Here is a 16868-nt window from a genome sequence, read left to right as displayed (position 1 = left end):
GCGCCTGACTGCGACCCGGAGGTTGGGTTGTCGGCCCAGGAGCTCGAGCGCGCCGCGGCTGGATCTCACCCGCACCGGCTGAGGACCGCGCCTGCGTGCCGCCCTACCGTCGAGATGTCCCACGTACCTCGATGCGGCAGATGGGCGGACAGATGAGCGGCGATCCCAACATCCTGGTCATCTTCGGTGACGACATCGGCGTCTCGAACCTGAGCTGCTACAGCGACGGCCTGATGGGCTACCGGACGCCGAACATCGACCGGGTCGCCGCCGAGGGGGTGCGCTTCACCGACTACTACGGCGAGCAGAGCTGCACCGCCGGGCGGGCCGCGTTCATCACTGGCCAGAACCCGTATCGCACCGGGCTCACCAAGGTCGGGATGCCCGGCGCCAAGATCGGCCTGCGGGCTGAGGACCCGACGATCGCGACCGCGCTCAAGGCGCGCGGCTACGCGACCGGCCAGTTCGGCAAGAACCACTTCGGGGACCGCGACGAGTACCTGCCGACCATGCACGGGTTCGACGAGTTCTTCGGCAACCTCTACCACCTGAACGCCGAGGAAGAGCCGGAGCTGGAGGACTACCCCAAGGAGGAGGAGTTCCCGGGCTTCCGTAGGCAGTTCGGGCCCCGCGGGGTGCTCCGCACCTGGGCGAACGGTGACGGCACCCAACGCGTCGAGGACACCGGACCCTTGACCAGGAAGCGGATGGAGACCTGCGACGAGGAGTTCCGCGACGCCGCCGTCGACTTCATCCGGCGCCAGCACGACGCGCAGACGCCGTTCTTCGTCTGGTTCAACACCACCCACATGCACTTCCGGACCCACGTGAGGCCCGACTACCGGGGCAGGGCCGGCCGGTGGCAGTCGGCCTACCACGACACGATGATCTACCACGACGAGATCGTCGGAGACCTGCTCACGCTGCTCGACGAGCTCGGCATCGCCGATGACACGATCGTGCTGTACACGACCGACAACGGGCCGCACATGAACAGCTGGCCCGACGCCGGTATGACCCCGTTTCGCAACGAGAAGAACTCCAACTGGGAAGGCGCCTACCGGGTGCCGGCGGTCGTGCGCTGGCCCGGGCACATCCCGGCCGGGCAGGTCCGCAACGGGATCGTGGCCCACAACGACTGGTTCGTCACGCTGCTGGCCGCTGCGGGGGACCCGGATATCGCGGAGCGGCTGAGGGCGGGCACGGACCTGGCGGGCACGACGTACAAGGTGCACCTCGACGGGTACGACCAGCTGCCCTACCTCACCGGCGAGGTGGAGCGCAGCCCGCGCAACCACTTCTTCTACGTCTCCGACGACGGAGACCTGACCGCCCTGCGGTTCGACAACTGGAAGATCGTGTTCCTCGAGCAGCGCGCTCCGGGCACTCTGAGGGTCTGGTTGGAGCCCTACACCGTCCTGCGGGCACCGAAGGTCTTCAACCTGCGGACCGACCCGTACGAGCGGGCCGACATCACCTCGAACACCTACTTCGACTGGGTTTTCGACCACGTGTGGCTGTTCGTGCCGGCGCAGGCGTATGTCGGCGAGATGCTCCAGTCGCTCAAGGAGTTCCCGCCCCGGCAGACGCCCGCCAGCTTCAGCATCAACCAGGTGGTCGCCAAGCTCCAGGCCAGTGTCCCCGCCTCCTGAGAGACGCAGGAGACCGTCATGGCCGGGACCACCGCGTCGGAGCGGGAGCGCTCCGCCGACGCCGTCCGGCTGCCGGGCGGCAGCTTCACGATGGGGTCGGACCGGCACTACCCGGAGGAGCGTCCTGCCCACCTCGTGCGGGTGGACGCCTTCGCCATCGACCCGCACGAGGTCACCAACGCCGCCTTCGCCCGGTTCGCGGCGGCGACCGGCTACGTCACCGTCGCCGAGCGGCCGCTCGACCCGGTGGACTACCCCGGGGCGCCCGCGGAGAACCTCGTGCCCGGCTCCATGGTCTTCACCCCGACGCCGGGACCCGTCGACCTGCGCCACCTCAGCCAGTGGTGGACCTGGGTCCCCGGAGCGTCCTGGCGCCATCCCGAAGGACCGCGGTCGGACCTCTCCGGCCGCGAGGAGCACCCGGTGGTCCACGTGGCGCACGAGGATGCCGCCGCCTACGCCGCCTGGGTGGGCGGACGGCTGCCCACCGAGGCCGAATGGGAGTATGCCGCGCGCGGGGGCCTGCAGGGCGCCGACTTCACCTGGGGCGACGAGGCCCGCCCGGGTGGACGGCTGATGGCGAACACCTGGGACGGCCCGGACTTCCCGTGGCGGTCGACCGGCGAGTCCGGCTGGGAGCGGACCGCTCCGGTCGGCTCGTTCGCGGCCAACGGCTACGGCCTGTTCGACATGGCAGGGAACGTCTGGGAGTGGTGCCAGGACTGGTGGAGCGCCCGACACCCCGACGCCGGCGGCTGCTGCGCGCCGGAGAACCCACACGGCGGCACCCTGGCGGGCAGCTACGACCGGCGCCAGCCACAGTTCCCCATCCCGCGCAAGGTCATCAAAGGTGGCTCGCACCTGTGCGCCGACACCTACTGCCTGCGGTATCGGCCCGCCGCCCGCCGCCCGCAGCCGGTCGACACCGGCATGAGCCACCTGGGTTTCCGCTGCGTCTGGTACGACGAACCTCACCAGCACGGTTGACCTGCTCGGTACCTGGGCCGGTCGGGCTGCGCGCGCCAGGTGCGGCCGTTGGGCAACGCCTTCGGCGATCGGTCGCTGCCCCCGATGGACACGAGGGCCCTCGAGGTGCAGGCTGATCGACAACGTGACCGGTGTTTCTCCGTCCCACGCGCGTCTGCTGCACCGTTCCCCGGACAGCAGAACCTGCCATCCGGATCGCGGCGTTGGCCTGCGAAACTTGACACGAGGAACGCCCTCTTCGACAAAGCCAGTGAAGGACTCGGTGAAGCATGGCTGAGGCTCGGCACGCGCAGCCTGACGAGCGGGCTCTCCTCGCCGCGTTGGCGCGGGCGATTGCAGCCCGAGGGGGCACCGGCTCACTGGCCGAACGGCTCGGCCGCGCCGCCACCGAGCTCATGGGGGCAGAAGGGGCAGCGGTCACGATCGCCTACACCGCCTCCCATCGCGTCACCCTGTGCGAGACCGATGACTACGCGGCGCGCCCGGAGGACCTGCAGGACGTGCTTGGCCAAGGACCCGGCCCCACGGCGTACGAAAGCGGCCATCAGGTCCGAACCCTGCTTGGTGCCACGCCCAGCGACCTACCGGATTCGAGCGTCCCCCCTGGAGTAGGGCGTGATGACAGTCGGTGGCCGTTGCTGGATGCCGCGGTCCGTGAGGAGATGGGGCCCGTGCTGGTGACGGCTGTGCCGATCCGCCCCGAGACGGAGGTGTGGGGCGTTCTGACGTGCCACCAACCGGTTGGGACGCAGCCCCTGCTGGACCAGGGCGCAGCCCAGTTCATCGGAGATGCCCTTGGCGTCGCTCTCCTGCGAGACGCACCGCAGCTCACGGAGAGTCCGTGGTCGGCCCGCGCCGAGATCCATCAGGCGACGGGGATGGTCAGCGCGCAGTTGAGGCTCCCCGTCGAGGACGCCGTGGCGCTGCTGCGTGCGCACGCCTTCGCGCACAACCGGTCCATGTCGGAGGTAGCCTCCGCTGTGCTGAGTCGCACTCTCGACTTCTCCAGGAGCGACCGCGACACCGACCCTGCGAACCCCACCACAGCGGACGCTCAGGACGCCCAACCCGGTGCCGAGCGCGACAGCCAGCCCGGTCCTGACGGAAGCAGCCCCACATGATCCTCACCCCACTGCAGGCGTTGTCGAGGGCAACCGGTTCTCTGGTGGCAGAGCACGACCTGCTCGACGTCCTGGCCACTCTCCTCAGCGATGCCTGCACGGCGCTCGACGCTGACGCGGCCGGCATCCTCATCGTCACCTCGGAGCAGGGCCTCGATGTTCTCGCCGCCACGACCCACGGTGCCCACATCCTCGAGCTCCTCCAGGCGCAGCAACGACAGGGCCCTTGCGTGGAGGCGATCACGGGTGACACGACGGTGGTGGAGGCCGGGGCCAGCGGACTGAGCCGCCGCTGGCCGGACCTGGCGCCGATCATGGCCGCCGCGGGCTACGACGCGGTCCACGCCCATCCCCTGAGGTGGCAGGAGCGGACGCTTGGCGCCATCAACTTCTTCCGGGCCGCCACCCACACCAGCAGTCCAGACAGCCTGGTGGCCGGTCAGGCGTTCGCCGACGTCGTGACGTTGCTGATGCTGCTGCCGCCGAAGTACAGCGACGAGCAGATCGAGGGCCGCACGCAACTGGCTCTGGAGGGGCGCACGGTCATCGAGCACGCCAAGGGGGTGCTGATGCACCAAGAGAGGCTGGACTCAGCGCAGGCCTACGCTCTCCTGAGCCGGCTCGCCGCCGGCAAGCGCCTGTCGCTCACCCGTGCTGCCCAACAGGTGATTCACGACGCCACTCGCCGCTGACCACGCGGAGCAGCCCACCACCGCGACTCAGTGGGCCGAGGTCCCACCGACGCGTCGACAAGTGAAGCAGGCCACGGTCAGCCCGGTGTGCCGCCTGGTGTGTCGCCGGGTTCTGGGCTCCTTCGCTGCACTGCCGGTAGGACCCCGGTCTCGACCACGTCGGCCGCCACGTCGCGCAGCTTGCGGTTGGAGTCCTGACTGGCCAGGCGCAGCAACCCGAACGCCTGATCCTGGGTCACGTGGTGCTGAGCCATCAGCACCCCTGTCGCCACCCCGATCTCCCGGTTGGTCTCCAGGGCCTTGTGCAGGTTGTCGACCCGTGCTTGGTTCGCCGTGACGGCGAGGGCCATGGCGCCGTGGGTCGCGAGCATCAGACCCAACAGCTGGGCCCGCTCGTCGAATGCGCCCACCTCGGCCGAGTAGAGATTCAGCCCGTCGACCACGTCGCCGTTCTCGTGGCCCAAGCGGAAGCTGAGCATGCTGCGCAACCCCAGCTGGGATGACACTCGCGCCCCGAACTCCGGCCAACGGTCATCATCGCCCAGGTCCGTCGGGCGGTAGAGGGTGTCCTCGACGATGGCATCCACGCACGGGCCCGAGCCCAACGCGTACTGGATCTCGTCCGCCCGCCGCGCCAGGTCATCGGTCGCCGCGACGGTACGGAAGCGAACACCGTCGAAGCTCGTGACGCTGGCGTGATCGGCACCAGGGACACGCTCCACGGCGAGGCGGGCGACTGCAGCCAGTGTCTGTGCACTGTTCCGCAGCCCGAACGCGGTTCCCAGCTCCATGAAGGCCTCAGCGACTCGACGGAGGTCACTCAATCCCTCGTTCGTTCCCGGAACCGTCATATCCCCATTCGCGCCCTCTGGAGGTCAAGGTGACAGGGCCGCAGGGCCTCGAGGTCGTCGCCTCGCTTGCCGTGCGGCGCTGTCCAAGCCCTTGGGGCCGTAACCGTCCCTACGAGTTGTATCGTTCGCTGCACCGGAGCCTCTGACCGATGTCGGGACCAGAGTTTCTGAACCCGCGTTTTGCGAGATCGACGGCGAATCGAGGAAGCGCGAATGGACGTCCGGTGGCTGCGTGGCGTGACTCGTCTCAGACGTCCGATTCGGACGTCCACGGGTAGGGGGCCGACACGGTGCAGAGGTCGTTGGCGGTCGGGGTCCTCGACGTGAACGAGGCAGAGCATCGGGCAGTTGTAGGGCATCTGGCGCTGGCGCTGGCGGAGCAGGATCGACCCCTGTCCTTTCCGGAGCGACTGGCTCATGCCTGCCGGACCATCCTGGGCGGCAACGGGGCAGCGCTCGCACTCGGCGGCGCGCCAGCTCAGATGTCACTGGCCTGTGCGGGCGATGCATCGGCGCGCGTGGAGCGGCTTCAAGTCGGGTCAGGGCAGGGACCCGGTCTCTGGGCATACCGGACCGGTCGGCAGATCCGGGTGGCGATCGGCGGCGCAAATGAAGTGGATGCCCGCTGGGCCCGATGGGACGCGGCCCTCCGGCAAGCTCTTCCCCCGCTGTGGCTCGATGCCGTTCCGATTCACGTGAATCGCCAAGTGGTCGGTGTGCTGACGAGTCTGCGCTTCACTGCTGACGCAGGCCCCCTTACCGGGGACGGCGCACAGTTCCTGGCCGACGCGGCCGGCGTGGTGCTGGTCCAGGACCCGAAGCCAACGGTGGACGGGTCCCGCGGAGCAGGTGGCTCATTGAAGACCGACCTGCATCTGCACTACGCGACGGGCATCGTGGTCGCGCAGCTGGGCATCGGTCCCGACGAGGCCGTGGGCATCATGCGGGCTTATGCGTTCGCGACCAGATCCGGGATGCACCGCGTAGCCGCGGCGGTGATCGCGGGGCATCTCGATCTCTCGGCACCCGGTCCCGTGGTCGACGCCGCGGTCAGCGTGTCTGAAGGGCAGCGCGAAAGCCACGCCCGGCCGTAACGAACATCCACGCCGGCACCGCGTCGCGGGTTACGAGCGCGGGTACATAGGAGTCAGGCGCGTCACCGAAGGTGCTCAAACAGCGTGGTGCGTCCGGTGGCGCGTCGTGCCGGAGCGCCGATCATCGGCCGGCCGTGCCACGGTGAGGGGCCGCCGGCAGGAGGGTGCGGCGCGTGGAGGTCGGTGCTAGCCGAGGCACCCCGTGTGGGTGACTTCCTCGGCGATCTCGTACAGCTTGCGATTGTTATCCGTCTGGGGAACTGGCGCCATCAGGTGTTCGACCCGGCCTGCCGAGAAGCTGGCCTCGTCAACGTCAAACCCACGACCTTCGCCACACTGCCACTTCTCTTGCGATAGCCGGGAGCGAGGGCGGGACTCATGCCCCACAGATGCCGGTTGACCTGCGCAGAAGTGTGGTGGGCCCCGTCGGGCTCGAACCGACGACCAGCGGATTAAAAGTCCGACGCTCTACCAACTGAGCTAGAGGCCCGGGGGGTGAGGAGTTCGAATGCAACTCCCTCGCAACTTCGGTCGGAACAACAGTGGTGTAGTACCAACCGAGGCGACCCCACGCGCCAGTATGCCGCAGCCCGCTCGGGCTGGAGATGCCCCCTGTGCGGGCCCGCCCTACGCGCACGTGGCCAACGTGGGCAGGCGGCGCCCCTCCATCTGGATCGAACGCCTCCGTCGGGACGGCCGAAGGGGCAGGGCTCTCCGACCGGAGCGCGGCCCGATGAGAACTGAACTGACCTCCATCGGCTGCAGCGCGACTCAACTTTGTTACGCGCCAGGTCAGTCGTGGCGCTGCGGGGGAGCCGCGCGCCTTGGGTGAAGCCTCGTTGTCGTTGACGATGAGCGCCCCCACGCGTACACCGTCCAAGGACCGTCAGCTCGGCTTCCACCAGATGGAGAACCGCCACGTCAAGTTGGAGCCTATGGCGACACCGGCGCCGAAGGCGGCGGCGCCCGCGACGACAGGGAGGACCCGGTGCCGCTTCTTCTCCGGGGTCGGCTGCGCGCGCGACGGGACGTCGTTGTCCGCTGGTGCGAGAACCCCGTCCGGTCGGGGGTTTGTGGTCATCCAGAGCCACCTTCTTCGCGGTGTGGGTAGTCCCCTGTGCCACGTCCATCGTCCCTCTCGGGGCCGGCGCGCGCAGGCGCCGTGAGGAATCGTGCCGGGGGTGACGCTCCGACACTCTGGAGGTTAGGTGCGGCACGGGAGCGGCATGACAGGACGTCGCACAGGGCACCCACATGGGAGGAACTGGCGGGCTCTCCACGCCCATCTTGAAATGCCCGTGCGAGTTTCGCTGGCACACTCCGGACCATGGCCAGCGACTCGCGAGGCACCAAGCGCCCGCCACGCCGGGCACCGGCGCTCACGGGTGCGGCCGCCGTCGCCGTGTTGCTCGCAGGCTGCACGAGCGGAGGCCCCACCGCGCCGCGCCCGTCCGCGGTGCAGGTCAGTGCGTCCGTGCCGACGATGACAGCCGTGCCCGAGGCCGCCCAATGTGTCACTCACCAGAACCTCGGCGAGGGCGCGGGAGCTGACCTTCCGTTCACGGACCTGTTCGCGGGAAGGGTGGCCCGCGGTATCGACGTGAATGACGAGTTCGCGCCGGGGGCCGACGCGACTGACGCCGGCAGGTGCGGCGCGGTGCTCCCCGGCGGCGATGACGTCTGGTGCGGGCAGCCAGCACCGTGGGCATCCATGGGCATGGACCAGTTCACCATCGCGTCCGGCGCCACCCGGGTCCGCCGCGTCGGGATCACCACCGACGAGGGCCAGTCGAGGCCGGGCCGGCAGGTGTCCCGCTCGCTCTCCTACGTCGAGCTCGAGCTCGGTGCCGCCGACCCCAAGGGTCTGGCCGACTTCATGCAGCGGGCGTTCCGACGGTGCGCTGATGGCACGGTCACTCAACTGCAGGGTCTGAATGCCGTCACCGGGGTCGTCCCGTCAATGAGTGGCGGCGTGCACGAAGCGGACGCGGTCGCGTTCCTGGCGTCCAAGCGCGTTGCGTGGGTCATCCTCGACGGGCGGCCCTGGACGCCGGCGGAGCGAAAGCAGGCCCTGGGCGCGATCGCGGCCCATCTCCGTCAGGCGTGACCCGGCGGAAGGAGTCGCAGAGGTCCGACATGCTTCGTCGGCGACGAAGCGGCCAGGTCGCCGCACGGGTCCGACGACTGTCCTCCGCGCGGCTACTTTGAGACGGGTTGCAGGATCGGTCTCCGGCCAGACTCGGTCCAGGCGCTCGACGAGACGCTCCGTCGCGGCCAGCAGGACCGCGCTCAGAACGGCAGCAACGTCGGGGTTGCGGACAGGTCCATACCGTCCGAGCCTGCGGACGTGACCGTGAAGGTTCACGTACGTCGAGGCCGCCGGACTTTCGGTCACGCTCACCAGCGCCGGACACGAGGTGGACACGGTCATGCCCGGAGATTGCCAGTGGGCCAGTACGGAACGGGCTGATGGGCGAGGTTCGGGCGGTCGTGAAGGCCCCTCTGGCGGGAGGACATCTCGAGGTGGATGCGTAGTTGTCGTATCTGGACTCGCGCGAAACACGAACGCAAGACCGTCGAGACCTGGGTCGCCCGCCCCACGGTGAGGCAGGTCTTGCCTCGGGCCCGCGCGTGGCAGGGCCTCCCGTAGCACGCTCCGGGAGGCCCTGCCTTGCACCCGGAGGCGCTACTCGACGGTCACGGCCTTGAGCACGTCGACGCGGCTCGCGCGGCGGGCCGGCCCGATGGCCGCGAGGGCCCCGACCGCGGCAGCCACGACGATGTAGACCACGAGGGTGGGCACGGGCACGCTGATGGTGCGGATCCCGTTCTCGACCATCGCCCGGCTCAACGCGACGCCGGTGACGGTGCCGAGTGCGATGCCGGTTACCGCACCGAGCAGCGACATGAGGATCGACTCCCGGCGTACGACCGTTCGGACCTGTCGGCGGGTGGCCCCCACGGCGCGCATCAGGCCGAGCTCCCGGGTGCGCTCGACCACCGAGAGCACGAGGGTGTTGACGATGCCGAGGATCGCCACGATGACGGCCAGCAGCAGCAGCGCGGTAACCATTCCGAGCAGCTGGTCGATGCTCTTCTGCGACTCTTCCGTGAGCTGCGAGCCGTTCTGGACCTGGACGTTCGGGTAGTCAGTGGCCAGCGCCTTCTCGATGCCTGCCTGGACTGCCGCCGGGTCCGCCCCAGGCGCGTCGCGTACGAGCACCGCCTCGTCGAGCGTGGAGGTGACGTTGCGGGCGAAGTCGGTCAGGGGGATGACGTACCCGGTTCCGATGAGCGAGTCGTGCTCGAAGATGCCGGCGACGCGGAAGGTGTGGGTCCCCGTCTCGGGGAACTGCACCGTGATCTTGGCGCCGGACGTGACTCCGAGTTTCGTGGCTTCCTTGCTGCTCACGAGCATGGTCCCGTCGCGGAAGTCCGACAGGCCGCCTTGCTGGAGGCCGAGCTCGGCGACGTCCTCGATCCCCGCGGTGTCCAAGGCCGCCACCGCCGCAGAGGCGTCGTGCACCTTCGCTCCGGTCCACCGCATCTGCACGACGGTCTTGACGTCGTCGCGCTGGCGCAGCACGTCGGCCACCGCGGGGCTGAACCCGGCGCCCTGACCCGCGGCCTTGAGGATGAGGTCGGAGCGGTTTCCCTCGTTGACGATGTCCGCGACGGACGCCTTCGTGGACGCCGCGGTGACGGTCACGGCGGTCACGACCGTGAGGCCGATCGTGAGGGCCAGCGCGGTCGCTGCCGCCCGCTGCGGGGAACGGCCGACGTTGCGGGCCGCGAGCCGCCAGCCGCTCCCGCGGCGCCCCCGGTCGGCAAGTGTGGCCACGCCACGCGCCAGCAGCGGGCCGGCGATGACCAGGCCCGCGAAGGCGAGGAGCGCGCTGAGCGCGGTGAGCTGCGGCTGGCCGCCGCTGGCGATGCAGAACGCCAGGCCGCCGAGGCCCAGGGCGAGCGACACCGTTCCGATGACGGTTCTCCTGCGCCCGATGCCGCCGCCGACGGCCTGGGCTTCGCGCAGGGCCTCGACGGGGGCGACCCGGGTGGCGGCCAGCGCCGGCACGACGGCCGCGACGAGGGTCACGACGACACCGACGATGAGCGCGACGAGCACCGTGCGGGGTTCGACCGCTGCCGAGGTGGTCGGCACGTCGATGCCGATGGCGGACAGGAGCGCCCGGATGCCGACGGCGAGGCCGACTCCTGCGAGCAGCCCGAGCAGCGAGGACACCATGCCGACGATGAGGGCCTCGAGGACGATGCCGGTCAGCACCTGGGCCCGGGTCGCGCCGACGGCTCGCATGAGCGCCGTCTCCCGGCGGCGCTGCGCGACGATGACGTTGAAGGTGTTCCAGATGACGAAGGACCCGACCAGCAGCGACACGGCTGCGAAGACTAGGAGCACCTTGGTGAAGATGCCGAGCCCGTCGCGGACGGCCTTGGAGCTTTCGGAGGCCGCCTCCGAACCGGTCTGGGCCTGCACTTCGGCGGGCAGTCGGGCTTCCACGGCTGCGCGCAGCTGCTCCGGCGTGAGGGTGCCGTCGCCGAGGACGTCGATGCCGTCGACCTTGCCGACCTTCCCGAGCAGGTGCTGGGCGGTCGGCAGGTCGAAGCCGGCGAGGGTGGCGCCGGCGAGGCTGTCGGTCTGGCCGAAGCCGACGGTGCCGACGACGGTGAAGGACCGGGTGCCGTCCTGAAAGACGACACGGGCGGTGTCGCCGACGTGGTAGCCGGCCTTGCGCGCGGTGCCAGCGTCGAGGACGACCTCGCGGTCGCCGCTCGGGGCGCGGCCCGCGCGGAAGGAGAAGTCGCCGGCGAGGCGTCGGTCCGCGCCGATGCTCGAGCCCAGTGTCGGCGCACCCCCGGGCTGGATCGGCTTACCGAACTTGTCGAGGACCAACGCGTAGCCGGTGACGCCGCCCTGCGCGGCGGAAACCCCGGGCACGGCGGCGACGTCCTGGACGAGCCTCTCGTCGAGCGGGCGGGTTTGCCCTTGGGTGCTCAGGTCGGTATAGGCGGCCTTGGCCTTGACCGTGACGTCGACGCCCTTGGTGAGGCCGGCGTAGAGCTGGTCGAACGCCTTGCCCATGGTGTCGGAGAGTACGAAGGTGCCGGCCACGAACGCGACGCCGATGGTCACCGCTGCGACGGTGAGAAGGAAGCGGACCTTGTGGGCGATCAGGGACCGCAGTGCGTGCTTGACCACGGCCTCAGTCCCCCAGCCGCTTCATCATCTCGAGCACGCCGTCACGGGTCGGGTCCGCGAGCTCGTCGACGATCCGGCCATCGGCGAGGAACACCACGCGGTCGGCATACGAGGCCGCGACCGGGTCGTGGGTGACCATGACGACGCTCTGGCCCAAGTCGTCCACCGCGGTGCGCAGGAAGCGGAGCAGCTCGGTGCTGCTTCGGGAGTCCAGCGCGCCGGTGGGCTCGTCGCCGAAGACGACCTCGGGACGCGAGACCAGCGCGCGCGCCACTGCGACGCGCTGCTGCTGTCCGCCGGAGAGCTGCGAGGGCCGGTGGTGCAGCCGGTCCCCGAGATTGAGGGTCGAGACGACCGTGTCCACCCAGGCCTGGTCGAGACGTCGGCCGGCGAGATCGGCAGGCAGGGTGATGTTCTCCTGCGCGGTCAGGGTCGGCAGCAGGTTGAACGCCTGGAAGATGAACCCAAGGCGGTCCCGGCGCAGGATCGTGCGCTCCTTGTCGGTGAGCGTCGCCAGGTCGGTCTCGCCGACGAAGGCACTGCCCGAGGTGAGGGTGTCGAGGCCAGCCACGCAGTGCATCAGCGTCGACTTGCCCGAACCGGACGGGCCCATGATGGCGGTGAAGCGTCCTGCGGCGAACTCGACGGTGACGTCGTCCAACGCGTGCACGATGGCGTCGTCCGTGCCGTACGACTTGACGGCGTGACGCACGCCAGCTGCGGCAAGCACCTCACGGGTCTCAAGGGCTACCTGGGCGGTGTCGGTCATGCGATGTCCTTCCTGGTGAGGGGTTGCGTGCGGGAGCACCGGCCCCGGTCGAAGGCGACGGTGACGCCGTCGAGGGCGCGCCCGTACAGGCCCTGGGCTCGGCGAGGTGGCGTTCCACCGCCTCCTCGGCAGGTGAACGGCGTTCACCTGCCCGTGGTAGGCTAGGTGAACTTAGTTCACCACGTCAAGGAGGTCACGATGCCCGGCAACCAGGCAGTGTCAAGAGGCCAGGCCGACGCCGATCGAGGGGCACGCCGCTCCGGCCAGGCACGCGGCCTGGACCCTGACCTGCTCGCACGCACGGCCCTGGACATCGTGGACGAACTAGGGGCGGGAGCGCTCAACGCGCGCGCGCTGGCCGCCCGTCTGGACGTCGCACCGTCGGCCCTCTACAAGCACGTGGCGAGCATGGACGCTCTCATCGACCTGGTCCTGGACCGCGCGCTCGGTGAGTTCGACACCCGCCTCGACGCCGACCTGACGTGGCGCCAGGAACTGGAGACGCTGGCACACCGCCTTCGGGACGTGCTCCGCGCTCATCCTGGCATCGCCGCCCTGCTGAAGGGCCGCGACCCGCTGGGCCCGAACTCCAACCGGCTGACCGACGCGTTCGCGCGGGCCCTGCTGCGGGCGGGCTTCAGCGGCGCGGAGGCCGGCCACGCCTGGTACACCCTCGTCCACTACGTGATCGGCTTCGAGGCCACCTTCGCCGCCGACACCCGCAATCACGACCGCGCCTACGACCAGGCTGCCCTGGACGAGATCCACGCCCGGTTCGCCCAGGTCGACCCGGACGAGTTCCCCGGCCTGCGCCAACTCGGCCGCCACATCTGGGCACCCGTCCTCGACGAGCGGTTCGCCTACGGGCTGGACGTCCTGCTCGACGGGCTCGCGCTGCGCACCGCGCAGCGCGAGCCCGTCGAGCAGGACGCCGGCACCGCGCGCCGGAGCCGTTCCTGATCGCCAGCCCGGGCCAGGGGCGTTCGCCGGCGGTACAACCCGCCGCGCCTGGAAGCCGTTGACAGCACGTGGGAGCTAATCACACAGACCCTGATGGAGGAACAACCATGAACGGAAGTCCCGCCGCCTCGTCCGAAGCCCAGTGGATGGAGCGCCCGGAAGGCCGGATCGCCTACGACACGGTCGGCACCGGCCCCCTGGTGATCTGCGTGCCCGGCATGGGCGAGCTGCGCGGCGTGTACCGCAGCACCGTGCCGGCGCTGGCCGCGGGCGGCTATCGGGTGGTCACGATGGACCTGCGTGGGCACGGTGACAGCGACGCGACATTCAGCAGCTACGACGACGTCGCGGCTGGCGGCGACATCCTCGCGTTGATCGAGCACCTCGGCGGCCCGGCGGTGGTGGTCGGCAACTCGATGGGCGCCGGCGCCGCGGCATGGGCCGCGGCCGAGCGGCCCGAGCTGGTCACAGGCCTGGTACTGGTGGGTGCGTTCGTGCGCAACCCGCCGATGAACCCGCTGCTCGCGCTGGCCTTCCGCGCGGCGATGGCCGGGCCGTGGGCGCCGCGGGTGTGGGCGTCCTACCTGCCCAAGCTCTACCCGGGCCGGCGCCCGGCCGACTTCGCCGAGCACACCGAGGCCATCGTGGCCAGCATGCGCCGCCCCGGCCACGCCCGGGCGTTCAGTCGGACGACGCGGACTAGCCACGCGCCGGTCGAGGCCCGACTGGGTGAGGTCACTGCGCCGGTGTTGGTGGTGATGGGCGACCGGGACCCCGACTTCGCCGACGCCGCCGGAGAGGGCCGCTGGATCGCCGAGCGCCTGGACGGCGAGCTGCTGCTGGTGCCCGGTGCCGGGCACTACCCGCACGTCGAGGAGTCAGAGCTGGTGAACCCGGCGATCGTGGCGTTCACCGGCCGGGTGACCTCACGTGCCTAGGGCCGGGCTCTCCAGCAGCAGCGTGGTGGCCGCGGCGGCCGAGCTGGCCGACGAGGCCGGGTGGGAGCGGCTGACGCTGGCCGCACTGGCCGCCCGGCTGAGAGTGCGGCTGTCCAGCCTGTACAAGCACATCGACTCCCTGGACGAACCCCGTCGTCGACCGCCCGCCGCGGTGACCAACCTGGAGAGGACCCCACGATGACCACCCCCGCCGGCCCCGCGACACCCACCAGGACCCGCAAGGTCCGGCCGACCCCGCGCCAGCGGCCGCGGGCGCAGCGCGCACTGCCGGTGCTGGGCGTGGTCTACGTGCTGGCCTGGCTGGTCGGACTGCTGGTCGCGCCGGCCACGCCCGGCACCGTCGACGCCGGTGCCGTGCACGCGTTCTTCACCGCCCACGCCGGCGGGTTCGTGCTGCAGGCCCTGCTGGTCCACGGCGTCGCCGGGCTGGCACTGGCCGGGCTGACCGTTGGGATCGCCGCCGCGGTACGCCCCGTCCGGACTGGCCGGTGGGTCACCGGAACCGGCCTGGCCGCGGCCGGGATCTCGCTGCTGCAGGTCGGACTCGGCCTGGCCGCCGCACACGACGTCACGCACACGCCCGCGGACACGACCACGGCGTGGCTGCAGGCGGTCAACGTCGCCGACATCGCAAAGCTGGGGCTCCTGGCCGCGCTCGTCGCCGCCACGACCCGCGTGGTCGACCGCACGGGGCGTCTGCCCCGCTGGCTGACACTGTTGGGCTGGGCGCTGGTGCCGCTGCTCGCGTTCGGCGGACTGGCCTTCCCCCTGCCGAGCCCGGTACTGACCGCAGTCCTCACCGTGTCGCTGCCAGCGCTGCTGGTCTGGGTCGGCGCGACGGCGTGGCGGCTGCACCAGTGAGCGCGCGACCCGACCACGTGCCCGACGAGCCGGACACCATGCCGACGACGTCCCCGCGACGGTTGGCAGCTCCGCAACCCGCCGGCGCCGTCCGCAGCGCCGGGCGCCGTGGCCGGCCCAGCTACGGGCTGGACGCGCCGCCGGTGGTGGCCGGCTACGCCGGCCTCGGACTGCTCGGCATCGTCTTCCTCATCCTCACCGCCGTCGGATCGGCACCACTGCTCGGTGCGGGGTTCGGCTTCTGCGCCGTCGGCTGGGGCACCGCCGCCCTGCTGCTCCACAGTTCGCTGCGCGGCAAGCGTCTGCTGCGCGACCGGGTGCTGGACGCGCTCACCTGGCATGGCGACGAAGACATCGTCGACCTGGGCACCGGCCGGGGACTGATGCTGCTGGGGGCCGCTCAACGCGCTCCTCAGGGCTCGGCGACCGGCATCGACCTGTGGCGTTCGATCGACCAAGCCGGCTCCCGCCCCGGCCAGCTGCTGGCCAACGCCGCCGCGCTGGGGGTGGCCGACCGGGTCCACGTCGTGACCGGGGACATGAGCGCTCCACAGCTCCCCGACGCGTGTGCCGACCTGGTGCTGGCCAGCCTGTCGGTGCACAACATCCACGACCGGGCGAAGAGGCGCGCGGTGATCGAGAATGCCGCCCGGATGCTGCGGCCAGGCGGCCAGCTGGCGATCATCGACTTCGCCAAGACCGCCGAGTACGTCGCCGACGCCCACGGCGCAGGACTCACCCAGGTGTCCCGCAGCGGTCTCACCGCACTGATGTGGCCGCCAGTTCGCGTCGTCACGGCACGCAAGCCCGCCTCCTGACCGCGGACCGTACGGCGACCGAGCCTCGGTGGCGCCAGAGATCGTCGCGGGGACGGGTCGCCCCGTGGTGTGCCGTGGCCCGGAGCTGCTCCCACGTGCCACCGGTCCCGGCAGGAGCGCGCGGACCGCGGCATGATCGGGCGAGCGTAGCCGCCCTCAACTCGGCATTTCCGGACGTTCGCGCGGACCCGCGTTCACCTGCGTGGCGAGCGGTGTCCAGGGTGGGTCGCTCAGGCCTCGCCGCGCGGCGCTCGACGCCAGCGGGCTGCGAGGGCGAGGGCACCGGCGGCGAGGAGGGTGACGCCGGTGGCGAGGGCGGTCGGCGCGGGCTGCATCGTCCAGGCCCACGCGGCGGGTTGCCCGTCGTCCGCTGTGCCCAGGACGGTGAGCAGGCACAGGTAGGCCGCCGGCAGGAGGACGCCGACGCGTCCGAGTAGCGCGACTCCGGCGAAGAGGAGCCCGACGGAGCCGAGGTAGGACGCGGTGACGAGGGTGCGGCTGTCACCGGTCAGGGCGGGGTTGAGCGCGAGCATGGCGAGGGTGAGCACCATGGCGCCACCGAGGAGGGCGGCGTGGGTGTGGCGGACGCGGCGGATCGCGGTGGCCTCGAGGGTCGCGGCGGGGCTGAGGCAGCTGCGTCCCAGGAGCATCGCGAGGGGGACGGGTTGAACCAGGTAGAGCGGCATGATGGCTGGGCTGACGCTGGTCAGCACGCCGACGGGCAGCGTCAGAGACGAGGGCGCCGCGAAGGCGGCGACAACGAGCGCGGAGGCGACGAGCGCTGAGGGCAGACCGAGGCCTCGGGCCATCAGCCACTGGCCACGCAGCCACGACAGGCGCAACCGAGTCCGAGTCTGTGCGGGGGGCGGGACGGGCGGTGCGGCGC

The 16868-nt window shown here is 70.7% G+C and carries 16 protein-coding genes and 1 tRNA gene; 11 read left to right on the top strand and 6 right to left on the bottom strand.

Going from position 1 to position 16868, the window contains the following annotated elements:
* Positions 1-152: 152 nt before the first annotated feature.
* From LQK93_RS05840 to LQK93_RS05825, 4 genes are all read left to right on the top strand, one after another.
* Positions 153-1652 (top strand): arylsulfatase, encoded by a 1500-nt coding sequence (locus tag LQK93_RS05840; protein WP_374970610.1) that lies wholly within the window; start codon positions 153-155, stop codon positions 1650-1652.
* Between the two features lie 18 nt (positions 1653-1670).
* Positions 1671-2639 carry a formylglycine-generating enzyme family protein gene (locus LQK93_RS05835; RefSeq protein ID WP_374970609.1) on the top strand — a complete coding sequence of 323 codons (969 nt, stop codon included), beginning with the start codon at positions 1671-1673 and terminating at the stop codon, positions 2637-2639.
* A 269-nt stretch (positions 2640-2908) separates the two neighbouring features.
* Positions 2909-3760 carry an ANTAR domain-containing protein gene (locus LQK93_RS05830; RefSeq protein WP_374970608.1) on the top strand — a complete coding sequence of 284 codons (852 nt, stop codon included), beginning with the start codon at positions 2909-2911 and terminating at the stop codon, positions 3758-3760.
* Positions 3757-4452, top strand: a complete 696-nt coding sequence (locus LQK93_RS05825) for an ANTAR domain-containing protein (protein WP_374970607.1) — start codon at positions 3757-3759, stop codon at positions 4450-4452. The genes LQK93_RS05830 and LQK93_RS05825 overlap by 4 nt, the downstream gene beginning before the upstream one ends.
* A gap of 77 nt (positions 4453-4529) precedes the next feature.
* Here the strand turns inward: LQK93_RS05825 and LQK93_RS05820 are convergent, their stop codons facing one another.
* Positions 4530-5243, bottom strand: a complete 714-nt coding sequence (locus LQK93_RS05820; protein ID WP_374970606.1) for a GAF and ANTAR domain-containing protein — start codon at positions 5241-5243, stop codon at positions 4530-4532.
* A 383-nt stretch (positions 5244-5626) separates the two neighbouring features.
* Here LQK93_RS05820 and LQK93_RS05815 point away from each other — a divergent pair, with 383 nt between their 5' ends.
* Positions 5627-6397, top strand: coding sequence for an ANTAR domain-containing protein (locus tag LQK93_RS05815; RefSeq protein WP_374970605.1), 771 nt, complete (start codon positions 5627-5629; stop codon positions 6395-6397).
* A gap of 414 nt (positions 6398-6811) precedes the next feature.
* Here the strand turns inward: LQK93_RS05815 and LQK93_RS05810 are convergent.
* Positions 6812-6887, bottom strand: a tRNA-Lys gene (locus tag LQK93_RS05810).
* Positions 6888-7283: 396 nt separating this feature from the next.
* Positions 7284-7478 (bottom strand): hypothetical protein, encoded by a 195-nt coding sequence (locus LQK93_RS05805; protein WP_374970604.1) that lies wholly within the window; start codon positions 7476-7478, stop codon positions 7284-7286.
* Positions 7479-7724: 246 nt separating this feature from the next.
* On the opposite strand from LQK93_RS05805, the gene LQK93_RS05800 reads away from it, so the two are divergent.
* On the top strand, positions 7725-8504 hold the full coding sequence (locus LQK93_RS05800) for a hypothetical protein (protein ID WP_374970603.1): 780 nt from the start codon (positions 7725-7727) through the stop codon (positions 8502-8504).
* 579 nt (positions 8505-9083) lie between these two features.
* Here LQK93_RS05800 and LQK93_RS05795 read toward each other — a convergent pair.
* Both LQK93_RS05795 and LQK93_RS05790 read right to left on the bottom strand, forming a co-directional pair.
* Entirely contained in the window at positions 9084-11615 is a 2532-nt protein-coding gene (locus tag LQK93_RS05795; RefSeq protein ID WP_374970602.1) for an ABC transporter permease, read from the bottom strand.
* 4 nt (positions 11616-11619) lie between these two features.
* Positions 11620-12384, bottom strand: a complete 765-nt coding sequence (locus LQK93_RS05790) for an ABC transporter ATP-binding protein (protein WP_374970601.1) — start codon at positions 12382-12384, stop codon at positions 11620-11622.
* Positions 12385-12582: 198 nt separating this feature from the next.
* Here LQK93_RS05790 and LQK93_RS05785 point away from each other — a divergent pair, with 198 nt between their 5' ends.
* The 5 genes from LQK93_RS05785 (at position 12583) to LQK93_RS05765 (ending at position 15982) form a co-directional block, all read left to right on the top strand.
* Positions 12583-13344: a TetR/AcrR family transcriptional regulator C-terminal domain-containing protein gene (locus LQK93_RS05785; RefSeq protein ID WP_374970600.1), complete on the top strand. Its 762-nt coding sequence runs from the start codon at positions 12583-12585 to the stop codon at positions 13342-13344.
* Positions 13345-13451: 107 nt separating this feature from the next.
* A complete protein-coding gene (locus LQK93_RS05780) occupies positions 13452-14282 on the top strand; it encodes an alpha/beta fold hydrolase (protein ID WP_374970599.1) in 831 nt (276 codons plus the stop codon).
* Positions 14275-14484 carry a TetR family transcriptional regulator gene (locus LQK93_RS05775; RefSeq protein ID WP_374970598.1) on the top strand — a complete coding sequence of 70 codons (210 nt, stop codon included), beginning with the start codon at positions 14275-14277 and terminating at the stop codon, positions 14482-14484. Before LQK93_RS05780 ends, LQK93_RS05775 begins: the two co-directional genes overlap by 8 nt.
* Positions 14481-15164, top strand: a complete 684-nt coding sequence (locus LQK93_RS05770) for a hypothetical protein (RefSeq protein WP_374970597.1) — start codon at positions 14481-14483, stop codon at positions 15162-15164. Before LQK93_RS05775 ends, LQK93_RS05770 begins: the two co-directional genes overlap by 4 nt.
* Positions 15161-15982 (top strand): class I SAM-dependent methyltransferase, encoded by an 822-nt coding sequence (locus LQK93_RS05765; RefSeq protein WP_374970596.1) that lies wholly within the window; start codon positions 15161-15163, stop codon positions 15980-15982. The genes LQK93_RS05770 and LQK93_RS05765 overlap by 4 nt, the downstream gene beginning before the upstream one ends.
* Before the next feature lie 230 nt (positions 15983-16212).
* Here LQK93_RS05765 and LQK93_RS05760 read toward each other — a convergent pair whose 3' ends face one another.
* Positions 16213-16791: a hypothetical protein gene (locus LQK93_RS05760; protein ID WP_374970595.1), complete on the bottom strand. Its 579-nt coding sequence runs from the start codon at positions 16789-16791 to the stop codon at positions 16213-16215.
* Positions 16792-16868 lie beyond the last annotated feature (77 nt).

The organism is Terrabacter sp. BE26 (assembly GCF_041941675.1).
Classification (GTDB): domain Bacteria; phylum Actinomycetota; class Actinomycetes; order Actinomycetales; family Dermatophilaceae; genus Terrabacter.
Note: the sequence above shows the minus strand (reverse complement) of the source record. Positions and strands in the feature narration are given on the sequence as shown.